Origin of the sequence: Clostridium sp. AM27-28 (assembly GCF_003480955.1) — a bacterium.
Taxonomy (GTDB): domain Bacteria; phylum Bacillota; class Clostridia; order Lachnospirales; family Lachnospiraceae; genus Otoolea; species Otoolea fessa.
The window spans coordinates 132102-144214 of sequence record NZ_QUJT01000001.1; the positions used below are offsets into that span (position 1 = coordinate 132102).

The following is a 12113-nucleotide window of genomic DNA, read 5'->3' on the forward strand; positions in this document are numbered from 1 at the left end:
AAGCATCCGCATTTGTGGTAAGATGGACTTAATAGGGGGTATAGCTATGGAGTCTGGAATTCTGATGATTGTGATAGTGGTTATTGGTGTCTTTTATCCGGTATATACAGCCTGGATTTCTCTGGTGGCGGCACCGGTGTATCTAAAGATAGGTTTCCTGTTTGCGATGGCAGGAGCACTTCTCGTCATGAGAATCCTGCGGAAAGAAAAGCAGATAAAATGGATAGTTCTGATCGGCATTCTGGGGGCATATGCCTGGAGTCTGTATAGTTGGTATGACGAAGAGTGCCATTACCAGTATGCGAGAAGCGTGCATGGAGATTCGGGCAATGCTTTGATGCTGTTTGTTGGCACCTTTACATGTCTGATACCGTTGTTTTTGCTGGATGCCGAACTGACCTGGTGGATGGAGTCCCGGAAGAAAAAGAAAGAAGAGAGTCCTGAATCTGAGAAGGAAACAGAGAAAAAAGAAAACCGTCTGGCAGCAGGAATGAAAAACTGGTTTGGAAAGCATCGCCAGACTCTCTGTACGCTGCTTATCTGTGCGATGGGCTGTGGACTTCTCGTGGTTCTGCTATATCCGTATAAGTGCTGGGAGGAAGGATGTTACAATCTGGCCTTTGATGGCATATACTGTGAACAGCACAGGGCAGAGAAGATAGAAGAAAGTAAACGGGAAGAAGAGGAACGTAAAAAAAGAGAACGGGCTGAGCTGATAGAATTACAGAAGAAAAAAGAAGAAGAGGAATCCAGAAGCCATGAGGAATATCTTAAACGGATAGAAGAGGATCCCTTGTGGGAACTGAAACAACGGAGCCGTAAAAACACACCTGCGCAGAGGGGAATACCACCGGTGCAAAAGAATCTCCAGAATCCCTATGCAGCGTATGATGCAGGATATGATGATGTTATGGAAGGTGATGATTATGACTGGGATCGCTACCGCCGGGATTCAGAATATGCCGATGGTGTAGATGATGCCCTGGATGAGCGGGAAGAGTATGGACGGGATGACTGGTAAGGTATCTTGTTGGTGGACACTTATATATAATATTCGGATAGGTTAAGCGGTACTGTCTTTTCAGAGGCGGTACCGCTTCTGTTTTTAAAAATAGGATCACCAAAAAGAGCTGTCACAAAAGCCGGTGCAAACCGTCGGTTGACAGCTCTTTTTTGGCGTGCGATCCGCACATGAAATCACTTGTTTCCGAATGTTTAATACATTCCATCGTAAGGATCTTCTTCCTCATGAACTTCAAATAGATCGCCGGGCGTACAGTCCAGTGCGGAGCAGATGCGGGCGATGGTGCTGAAGCGGATGGATTCAGTTTCATTGTCCAGAATTCGGCTGGCATTTTTATAGCCAAGCCCGGTCATGGCGATAAAACGGTATTTCGTCAGACGCTTTTCAGCCAAAAGTTTATGAATGCGAAGTTTAATCGTGACAGTTTTCAATTCGGAATTTCCTCCTTTGTATACACACAGTGTCACATTAAATATAAAGGATTTTCAATGTGCGGATAACTGGCTTAAACAATAGCTGATGTAAAGGAACTGATAGATACATTAAAAAACTGTTCACTGGTTTGTGTATAAAAAAGAACTGCCACGCTCATGGCAGTTCTTACGAAAACAAATAGATAGTAAAAAACATCAGCTGTGAATCGCCTTTAAGGCGCCTCACTCCCCCCATTCTCTTCTGCGTAAAACATTCGGTACTGCGCTGGGGTGATGCCGATCTCCTGCTTGAATACGCGGATAAAATAGGATGGGATTCGCAGTCCTACCATCTCACCGACCGACTGGATCGTGGCGTCGGAGTGGAGGAGAAGCTGGGAGGCGTGTTCGATGCGTAGTTTTTTCAGGTACTGCATCGGGCTGGCGCCGTATGCCTGGTGGAAACTGCGGATTAAGTGGGACGGGCTGTAGGAATACTGGCGCGCCAGATCGTTTAAGGAGATCTCCTCCGTGTAGTGGGCATCCAGATAGTCGCGCAGCGTCTGGGCGATGCTTTCCTTCTCGCGGCTGTAGCAGTACGGCGCATAGAGAACCTGGAGAAATTCAATGAAATCATTCTGGAGCTCAAACGGCGTCCGCACGGAGGACGGAAAGCTCTTTTTTTGTGTGTATTTGCTGAAAGAAACCAGGTTCATCCGCTGCAGATACTTTTCCAGCTTCTCCCGGTTGGCTTCCGGCACGGCGCCGGTGCGCGGCAGGGAGAGAATGAAATTCTGCGGCGAATAGTAAAATTTCGGCGCGGCGCGCCGGGTTACGTTGTCCGGGTAAAATTCATCGGACAGGCTGTATTTGCCGTTGGTATAGAAATGCACCCAGCTCGTCGTGGTCTTTTCCTGGCAGACGCGGTTGCCGCGGTGCGGGGTATCGGGGGTAATGATAAAAAACTGCCCGGCATTCAGTTCAACGCGGAACGGATCCTGTTCGAGATATAAAGTTCCGCTGTGAACATAGATAAGATCAAAGACATTTCGGATCGTCCGGCGCTCATGGATATCGCCGGGGCGGTAAACACATCCGCCTCCGACGATAAAATAAGGAAGGGGCGGACAGTTTAAATTAATAAAATTCATGATGTATGTACTCCCGTTTAAATAAAAACAGCCACGTAACAGGAATCCTGTCTGAACCGCAGAGAAGCAAACGAAAAACAGGACAATTTTGCCAGGTTGTTAAACAAATTTAAAATATCAATTTTATTATATCAAATAGAAAGAAAAACAGCAAGAATCTGTTTGGAAAATCTCTTATATTTGCAGAAACAAAACACTCTACTTGGGAAAATAAGAGGGGATGAATGAAGAATAAAGAAAAATCAGAGAAAAAGAAGGAATGAAATCAGGCTGATTTTGTTCTATAAAAATACGCGTATTCTTTTCTATAATATGCAAAATGTGTTAGATCGCTTTTCCGCTATTTGAATGGTATACTTATAAGAAAACATACAAAAAAAGAAGTCTTTTTCAGATTATTGATAGGCGCTTACGGATAAGTGAATAATAAATCAGGAGGTTTTCTGTGAATGGTAAAAAAGGAGACAAGTTTCATTGATTTGAAACAGGTAAAGATAGACGACCCGTTCTTTTCGCGGGTACAGAATGTGGTAATTCACACGATGCTTCCGTATCAGGAACGGGTGCTTCACGATGAGGTGTCCGGAATCCGAAAGAGCCATGTGATTAAAAACTTCCGCATTGCAGCGGGAGATGAGAAAGGAACGTATTACGGGCGTGTATTTCAGGACAGCGACCTGGCGAAATGGCTGGAGGCGGTGGCGTACTCGCTGACCGTCGAGGCAAATCCAGAGCTGGAGGCGCGTGCCGATGCGATCATCGACCTGATCGGGCGGGCGCAGCAGCCGGACGGCTACCTGGACACCTATTTCATTGCGGCGGAGCCGGAACATAAGTGGCAGAACCTGACGGACTGCCATGAGATGTACTGTGCCGGACATATGACGGAGGCAGGCGTCGCGTACTATCAGGCGACGGGAAAGACGAAGCTTTTAGATATCTGCTGCAAGCTGTGCGATCATATCGATCGGCGGTTCGGACGGGAAGCAGGCAAAGTAACCGGCATTCCGGGACATGAGGAGATCGAGCTGGCGCTGATGCGGCTTTATCAGGCAACCGGGGAAGAGAGATACCGGAAGCTGGCGGCATATTTTATCGATGAGCGCGGGCGGGATCCGGAGTTCTTCCATAAAGAAGCGGCGGCTAGAAGCTGGAGCCGCACCGATTACATGGACAAGCAGCCGCCGTCCTACATGCAGAACCACAAGCCGGTGCGTGAGCAGGATACGGTGGAAGGACACGCGGTCCGCTGTATGTATCTTCTGACGGCGGCGGCAAACCTGGCAGCGCAGAATCATGATGAGGCGCTGATGGCAGCCTGCCGGAAGATGTGGGACAACATGGTAGACCGGCGGATGTACATAACGGGTGGAATCGGTTCCACCTATTACGGCGAGGCATTTACCGTGGATTATGATTTGCCGAATGATACCGCTTACGCGGAAACGTGTGCGGCGGTGGGGGTCTGCTTCTTCGCGAAACAGATGCTGGAGGCGGATCCGGACGCGCGGTATGCAGATATTCTGGAGCGGGAGATTTACAACGGAACCATCAGCGGCATGCAGTTAGACGGAACGAAATTCTTTTATATCAATCAGCTTGAAGCCAATCCGGGCATGCCGACCAACGCATACGGCGAGGAAGAGTACACGCCGGAGCGGATCGGCTGGTATGACTGTGCATGCTGCCCTCCGAACCTGGCGCGTCTGATGACTTCACTTGGTTCTTATGTATGGTCTTCAAGTGAAGATACGATCTATTCCCACCTGTTTGTCGGGGGAACGGCTTCCTTTGAAACGGCGGGCGGCGTGAAGATAGCGCTTACATCGAAATATCCGTGGAACGGCTCCGTTACCTACACGGTAGAACCGGAGAAGGCGGGAGCAGAATTTACTTTGGCAGTCCGTTATCCGGGCTGGTGCCATCAGATGCAGGTGAAGGTCAATGGCATACCGGTTTCCGGGGCAGTCAAGACAGACAAGGGCTACTGGATGATCCAGAGAAGCTGGCAGCCTGGTGATACTGTTTCCTGCGAGATGGAGATGGAGCCGGAGCGGGTCTATGCACACCCGATGGTGCGGGCGGATGCCGGATGCGTGGCACTCAGACGCGGACCAATCATCTACACCTTTGAGGGCGTGGACAACGGAGAGGAGCTTCAGACACTGCGGATTCCGCGGGAGGCGAAGATTGAAGCGCTTCCGTATCAGGCGGATCTGCTGAGAGGCATCGTGGCGTTGCGCGTGACGGGCTGCCGGAAGAAGTCGGCGGTTAATCCGGCGCTTTATGCAGAAGATGCGGCACCGGAAGAGGTGGTAATCCTGCAGGCAATTCCGTACTATGCATGGTGCAACCGCGGCATGACGCATATGCGCGTGTGGATGCAGGAATAGAGAGATAAAACCGTTTGTCTTATTTTATACTTCGGAGTTGAAAGAATATCCGGGCTATAAGAGAAGGAGAGAGACGTATTATATAAGAAAGAAGGGAGTACGGACATGAAGAAATATATCGGAAAACGTATCATGATTTCTCTTGTCACGCTTCTGATCATCATCCTGGTACTTTTTATGCTGCTGCAGCTGATGCCGGGATCTCCGTTCAACGATGAAAAGCTGACCGCGGATCAGATTGCGATGATGTCGAAGAAATATGGACTGGACAAACCGTTGATCGTACAGTTTTTCACGTATGTGAAGAACCTGCTGCAGGGCGATTTTGGTGTATCGTATGTTATCTCCAAGGATACCTCCATCTCGGTTCTGTTAAAGAACCGTGTGCCGGTCAGCTTTGGAATCGGACTGGAGGCAGTTTCCTTCGGTGCGGTAGTCGGACTGATTTTAGGTATTCTGGCAGCGCTCAAGAAAAATAGCTGGCTTGATACCATCTGTACTGTGATTTCAGTTCTGGGCGTCAGCCTTCCGTCCTATGTTTTTGCATTGGTTATGGCATATTTCATCGGCTACAAGGCACAGTGGCTGCCGCTTCTGTTTGACGGCAAGAGGTTCTTCGCATCGTCGATCATGCCGATGCTGGCGCTGTCGATGTTTACGGTAGCGACGGTGGCTCGATTTACGAGAACCTCCCTTCTGGAGGTGCTGGACAGCGACTACATGCTGCTTGCGGAGAGCAAGGGAATCACGGGACGCCCGCTTCTGGTGCGCCATGCACTTCGAAACGCGCTGATCCCGATCATTACGGTACTGGCGCCGCTGGTTGTCGATCTGATGATTGGTTCCCTGGTTATCGAGAAGATCTTCTCGATTCCGGGCATCGGAAGTTTAATGATTGCAGCGATTCAGTCCAACGATTACAACGTGACGATTTCGCTGGCATTTATCTACAGTGTCATGTACATTGTCCTGATGCTGGTGGTTGACGTCCTGTACGGAATTATCGACCCGAGAATCCGTCTGGCGAAGAAATCGGATTGAGAGGTGATGGCATGAAAAAACGGAGTGACGAAAAGACAGATGAGAAAATGACAGGCGGGGATGCGGCTTCCGTTCGGGAGCATGTGTTATCACCCGAAGAATATTTAAGCCAGATCGAATTTCTGGACGATGATTTTGAATTCCAGCACAAAGACGGCTTTGAACATGTCGATACAAACTTTGCAAGCCAGAGCTACTGGAAAGAGGCAATTGCACGGTTTAAGAAAAATAAGGGCGCAATGTTCAGCTTTGTCTGTATTCTGTTTCTGATTGTGATGGCGCTTGTCGGACCTCACATGAACCAGTTTACCTACGATCAGCAGATTATTACCAACCAGAACATGGCGCCGAGAGTGCCGGGACTGGAAAATATGGGTATCTTAGATGGTTCTGAGACGATCCGTACATCCACCGGAAGTAAAGAAATCAACTATTATGAGAGCAACGATCTGACTGATACCTACTACTGGTTTGGTTCCGATTCGCTGGGACGCGACCTCTGGACCAGAACCTGGAGCGGAACGCGGATCAGCCTGTATGTAGCGGTGCTGGCGGTATTCATCGACCTTGCGTTTGGTCTGACGTATGGACTTGTATCCGGATATTTTGGTGGAAAAGTCGATATGATCATGCAGCGTATCGTCGAGATACTAAACAGTATTCCGTACCTGATCACGGTTACCCTGCTTTTGTTAGTCATGAAACCGGGGCTTATGTCCATCACGTTCGCCCTGATGTTTTCCGGGTGGCTGGGCATGAGCCGAATCGCCCGCGCGGAGGTCTTAAAGCTGAAAGAGCAGGAATATGTGCTTGCTTCCCGGACGCTGGGAGCAAAGAGTTTCCGCATTATTTTCAAAGAGATTTTACCAAATATTTTTGGTCCTCTGATTACACAGACGATGTTCTCGATCCCGCATGCGATCTTTACCGAGGCATTCTTAGCCTTTATTGGCCTGGGTGTGCCGGAGCCGATGGCTTCGCTGGGTTCCCTGATTTCGAGTGGATATCAGAACTTTACAAGCCATCCGTACATGATCGTGTTCCCGTTAATTGTCATGGGACTTCTGATGCTGTGCTTTAACATGCTGGCGGATGGTCTGCGTGATGCATTGGATCCGAAGATGAAGGATATGTAGGAGGAAATGGCATGGAGAAAAAAGAAGAAATTTTACGAGTGCGGAATCTGGACATTTCCTTCGAGACGACAGCCGGAGTGGTCAATGCCGTCCGGGGCGTCAATCTGACGGTAAACCGGGGCGAGACGGTTGCAATCGTTGGGGAATCCGGTTCCGGTAAATCGGTTTCTGCGAAGGCGATCATGGGAATCCTGGCAAAGAACGGAACGATCGACCGCGGACAGATCACATTTTCATATTACCGTAACCCGGAGGAACGGGTCACCAGAGAAATTCTGCAGATGAAAAAAGAGGAAATCCGCCGCCATATCAACGGAAAACGGATCGCGATGGTCTTTCAGGATCCGATGACCTCCTTAAACCCGCTGATGCCGGTTGGGAAACAGATCATGGAAGGCATGATCTGGCATTACCATACACCGAAGGAAGAGGCATATAAGAAGGCGCTGGAGCTGATGAAGCTGGTCGGCATCACCGACGCGGAGAAGCGAATCAAAAACTATCCGCACCAGCTCTCCGGTGGTATGCGCCAGAGAATCGTCATTGCGATCGCACTGGCGTGCGATCCGGAGCTTTTAATCTGCGACGAGCCGACGACGGCGCTGGACGTTACGATTCAGTCGAAGATTCTGGAACTGATTCAGGAGATTCAGAAAAAACGGCAGCTGTCGGTTATCTATATCACGCACGATCTGGGCGTCGTTGCGAAGGTTGCCGATTATGTCAACGTCATGTATGCAGGCAAGATCGTCGAGAGCGGCACGGTCGAGGATGTATTCTACGATCCGCGCCACCCGTACACATGGGGACTTCTCTCCGCGATGCCAGATCTGGGAACGGACGACGAACGTCTTTACACAATCCCGGGCAGCCCGCCAAACCTGCTTCACAAGGTAACGGGCGATGCGTTTGCACCGCGGAATAAATATGCGTTAAACATTGACAGTCGTCTGGAGCCGCCGATGTTCAAGATATCGGAGACGCACAGCGCCGCGACATGGCTGCTGCATCCGAAGGCGCCGAAGGTCGATATGCCGCCGGAGCTTCGGGATCGAATTGAGAGAATGAAGAAAGAGGGGGGAATCGCATGAGTACAGTGACAGAGACAAACAAAAAGCCCCTTCTGGAAGTAAAAGGACTCAAGCAATACTTTCCGGTCAGCCGGAAATTTACCGTAAAAGCGGTTGAGGATGTCAGTTTTTATATCAATCCGGGCGAGACCTATGGTCTTGTGGGGGAATCCGGATCGGGAAAGACGACGATCGGGCGGGCGCTGATCCGCCTCTACGATCCGACCGCAGGACAAATTACCTTTGACGGGATGGATATTTCCGGAAAAATGAGCCGCCAGACAGAGGCGAGACTCAGAAGTGATATGCAGATGATTTTCCAGGATCCGATGGCATGTTTAAATCCGCGCCAGAAAGTAGCGGATATCATTGCACAGGGGCTGGATATCCATCACCGGTACCATTCCCAGAAAGAGCGGACTGAGATGGTGGCAGACATCCTCCACAAGGTAGGTCTGGCGCCGGAACATGCAAACCGGTACCCGCATCAGTTTTCCGGTGGTCAGCGGCAGCGTGTCGGCATCGCCCGGGCGCTTGTCATGAACCCGAAGCTGATCATCGCCGACGAGTGTATCTCGGCGCTCGATATGTCCATTCAGGCGCAGGTTGTCAACTTGATGAAGGACATCCAGGACGAGACGGGGCTTGCATACCTCTTCATCGCCCACGACCTCTCGATGGTTAAATATATTTCCGACCGCATCGGCGTTCTTCATCTGGGCTACCTTCTGGAGACGGGCACGACGGAGGAGATCTTCTCCCATCCGGTACATCCGTACACCCGAAGCCTGATTTCGGCGATCCCGAACCCGAACCCGGTGGTAGAGCGCAGCCGGATTGCACTGCACTATGATTATAAGACGAGCGGTCTGGATTACGGCGCAGGTACGATGCATCAGATTGAGGGCACACATTTTGTGCGCGGAACCGATGCAGATTTGGAAAAATGGGTGTAGATTTAAAAGAAAGCCGATGCATTCCGGCACAAAATCAACCATAATAAATGTGATAAAATGACCTGTTTAGCGGGTGATTTTATAGATGAGCCGAACCAGCAGACAACTGAGGATAGACAGCCGGGACCAGGAAATGCAGCATGAAACGGGAATGGTTTGGTTTTATTAAAAAACAAAAAAGGAGGAAGTATTATGAAGCTAAGAAAAGTAATGGCGTGGACGCTGGCTTCTGCCATGTTTGCTGGACTTTTGGCAGGCTGCGGCGGCTCGACCCAGACAACAGAGACAGCAGCGGCTGAATCTGGAAGCGAAGAGGGCGGCAGCTCGGCTGAGGGCGGCAAGGTGCTTCGCTATCAGGCAAGCACTCTGGTAGACTCCCTGGATCCGGCACTTTCCAACGACTACACATCCAGTGGTGTTATCTCCCAGTTTATGATGGGTCTGATGACCAAGGATGAGTCAGGTGCTCCGGTTTATGGCGTGGCGGAGAGTGAGGAGAAGTCCGAGGATGGTCTGACCCTGACCTTCAAGATCCGTGACGACGCAAAATGGTCCAACGGCGATCCGGTAACGGCAAACGATTTCGTTTACGCATGGAGACGAGTAGCCGATCCGGCAACTGCAAGTGATTACCAGTTCTTTATCACAACTGCCTGCATCGCAAATGCAGAAGAGGTAACAACAGGTAAAAAACCGGTTGAGGAACTGGGTGTAGAGGCAGCGGACGATAAGACATTAGTCGTAACTTTAAGCTCCCCGTGTGCTATCTTTGATTACCTGATGGCATCCGGCGCATGCTTCCTGCCTTTAAATCAGAAATTTGTAGAGAGCTGCGGCGGCAACTTTGCAACTTCCGCAGATACCCTGTTAGCAGATGGTCCGTTCAAGGTATCTTCCTATGAGCCGTCTGCCATGAAGGTAGAATTAGTAAAGAATGATCAGTTCTTCGGTGCATCCGATGTCAAACTAGACGGTGTTGAGTTCTCGATCATTACCGACAGCCAGACGGCAGCCCTTTCTTTTGAGAATGGCGATCTGGACGTTGTAACCTTAAGCGGTAACCTGGTAGAGCAGTATGAGGATGATCCGAGATTCTCAACCAGAAGTGACGGTTACAACTGGTATCTGACCCCGAACATGAAGAAAGAGGGGCTTGACAATGTAAATATCCGTAAGGCACTGGCAAAATCGTATGACAAAGAAGCGATCACAACCCGTGTTCTGAAAGATGGTTCCACACCGATGGATTACTTCGTACCGCAGGGCCTTGCAACCAATGAAAAGGGCGAAGATTTCCGTGAGGCAGCAGGCAGCGCATACGACAGCTGGACCTACGATGTAGAGGCAGCAAAAGAGCTGTGGAAGACAGGTCTTGGCGAGCTTGGCAAAGATTCCTTATCCTTCACTTTAATGTGCGAAGATACTGATTCTGCACAGGCTGTTGCACAGTTCTTACAGAGCGAGTGGCAGAACAACCTGCCGGGTCTGACCATCGAACTTCAGGTACTTCCGAAGAAAGCCCGTCTGGAATACATGCAGAAAGGTGAATATGATATCGGTCTTACCCGCTGGGGTCCGGACTACGCAGATCCGATGACTGATCTGGATATGTGGATAACCGGCAGCTCCACCAACTACTCCCAGTTCTCCGATGCAGACTACGATGCAACCATTCAGTCCGCAAAGAAGGGCGATCTGGCACTCGACCAGGATGCTCGTTGGGAAGCTTTAGTTGGCTGTGAGAAGACGCTGGCAGATCAGTGTGTTCTGTTCCCGATTTACGGACAGTCTGTAGCCGTTATGACCAATCCGGATGTAAGCGGTATCCAGTACTACTCCGTAGGACTTCCTTATCTGTTCATCAATGTAGATAAAAAGTAATAAATAAAAACAGATGGATCAAAATCTGAAATGATTTTAGATTCGAAGCGGACCGCAGAGTGAGAAAATGTACTCTGCGGTTCGCTTTTTTGTTATTTTATGGCATTTTCGCTGTCAAACTGCAGCCTGCTTGTAACGGTTCACAGGTAGGAATTTTCTGAACTGAAAATTCCGTACGATACAGTAAGGGATGATTTACACGAATCGGAAATGATGATACAATCATAGAAATAGTACAGAGTATTGAGGTGGAAAGATGGCAGGGAAAAAACGAAACAGCAGCTTTGAAATACTGACAGCCATGCAGGACTTAAACACCCCGGCGGGAGCACTCCAGCTGGCGCAGATCCTGCATCTTCCGTCCGCCAGCATCGGGCGGGAGCTTCTGGATCTGGAGAAAGCAGGGCTGCTTGTCAAGGTGCAGAACAAGGGGCGGATCCTGACGCCGCAGGGCGAACGCTTTCTGGAAGAAGAACGGTCACGCCGGGAGAAGATGAAGGCGGCGAATGAGCTTATCGAGGCGGCGTCGATGGAGACAGAAAGCGGGCTGGAGGATATTCTTTTGGTGCGGAAACTCCTGGAAGGATATGCGGCGGAGGCATGTGCAGAGCGGATTGAGCCGAAGGAACTTCAGAAATTAAAAGATCTGCAGGCAGACTATCTCTATGCAATCCGCCATGGAAGGGCGGGAAGCGAGGAAGATCTGGCGTTCCATCTGAAAATTGCGCATCTCTCAGGCAGCCCGTCTATCTTGCGGATGTTAAAGCTCATCCTGACCGACCAGGACGCTTATGCGCGCTTCAACCAGGCAGCAGTCCGCTCTGACGAAGTCCGGGAAAATGAACACGAAAGCCTTCTGGCAGCGATTGAAGCCGGAGACGGGGCACTGGCGCGCCGGGAGATGGAGCGGCATCTGGAGCATGTAGGGGAGAACCTGCAGGCGTATTTTGCGGGGAGAAAGTAGGATTTGTACGGATTATAAATAAGAAAAAATTTATGCAAATCACATCTTCGATGCGGAATTTGTATGTGCAAGAATTCTGTTCTT

At 49.9% G+C, this 12113-nt stretch carries 10 protein-coding genes; 8 read left to right on the top strand and 2 right to left on the bottom strand.

What is annotated here, in order from left to right; translation table 11 throughout:
- Positions 1-46: 46 nt before the first annotated feature.
- Positions 47-1021 (top strand): hypothetical protein, encoded by a 975-nt coding sequence (locus DW720_RS00695; RefSeq protein ID WP_118524693.1) that lies wholly within the window; start codon positions 47-49, stop codon positions 1019-1021.
- Positions 1022-1215: 194 nt separating this feature from the next.
- Here the strand turns inward: DW720_RS00695 and DW720_RS00700 are convergent, their stop codons facing one another.
- Both DW720_RS00700 and DW720_RS00705 read right to left on the bottom strand, forming a co-directional pair.
- On the bottom strand, positions 1216-1455 hold the full coding sequence (locus DW720_RS00700; protein ID WP_022359127.1) for a helix-turn-helix transcriptional regulator: 240 nt from the start codon (positions 1453-1455) through the stop codon (positions 1216-1218).
- 215 nt (positions 1456-1670) lie between these two features.
- A complete protein-coding gene (locus DW720_RS00705) occupies positions 1671-2588 on the bottom strand; it encodes an AraC family transcriptional regulator (RefSeq protein ID WP_118749147.1) in 918 nt (305 codons plus the stop codon).
- Positions 2589-3037: 449 nt separating this feature from the next.
- Here DW720_RS00705 and DW720_RS00710 point away from each other — a divergent pair, with 449 nt between their 5' ends.
- The 7 genes from DW720_RS00710 to DW720_RS00740 all read left to right on the top strand — a co-directional run bounded on the left by DW720_RS00710 (position 3038) and on the right by DW720_RS00740 (position 12029).
- Positions 3038-4981, top strand: coding sequence for a beta-L-arabinofuranosidase domain-containing protein (locus DW720_RS00710; protein WP_118749148.1), 1944 nt, complete (start codon positions 3038-3040; stop codon positions 4979-4981).
- 105 nt (positions 4982-5086) lie between these two features.
- The gene (locus DW720_RS00715) at positions 5087-6022 is read left to right on the top strand and encodes an ABC transporter permease (protein WP_118524694.1); all 936 of its coding nucleotides are present in this window, start codon (positions 5087-5089) and stop codon (positions 6020-6022) included.
- A gap of 11 nt (positions 6023-6033) precedes the next feature.
- The gene (opp3C, locus tag DW720_RS00720; RefSeq protein WP_227589457.1) at positions 6034-7158 is read left to right on the top strand and encodes an oligopeptide ABC transporter permease; all 1125 of its coding nucleotides are present in this window, start codon (positions 6034-6036) and stop codon (positions 7156-7158) included.
- 11 nt (positions 7159-7169) lie between these two features.
- Positions 7170-8249, top strand: a complete 1080-nt coding sequence (locus DW720_RS00725) for an ABC transporter ATP-binding protein (protein WP_022359122.1) — start codon at positions 7170-7172, stop codon at positions 8247-8249.
- The gene (locus tag DW720_RS00730) at positions 8246-9184 is read left to right on the top strand and encodes an ATP-binding cassette domain-containing protein (protein ID WP_022359121.1); all 939 of its coding nucleotides are present in this window, start codon (positions 8246-8248) and stop codon (positions 9182-9184) included. The genes DW720_RS00725 and DW720_RS00730 overlap by 4 nt, the downstream gene beginning before the upstream one ends.
- A 192-nt stretch (positions 9185-9376) precedes the next feature.
- Positions 9377-11065: a peptide ABC transporter substrate-binding protein gene (locus tag DW720_RS00735; RefSeq protein WP_243099680.1), complete on the top strand. Its 1689-nt coding sequence runs from the start codon at positions 9377-9379 to the stop codon at positions 11063-11065.
- A 256-nt stretch (positions 11066-11321) separates the two neighbouring features.
- Complete coding sequence (locus tag DW720_RS00740; RefSeq protein ID WP_107000908.1) at positions 11322-12029, top strand: FCD domain-containing protein; 708 nt, start codon at positions 11322-11324, stop codon at positions 12027-12029.
- The last annotated feature ends 84 nt before the right edge of the window (positions 12030-12113 follow it).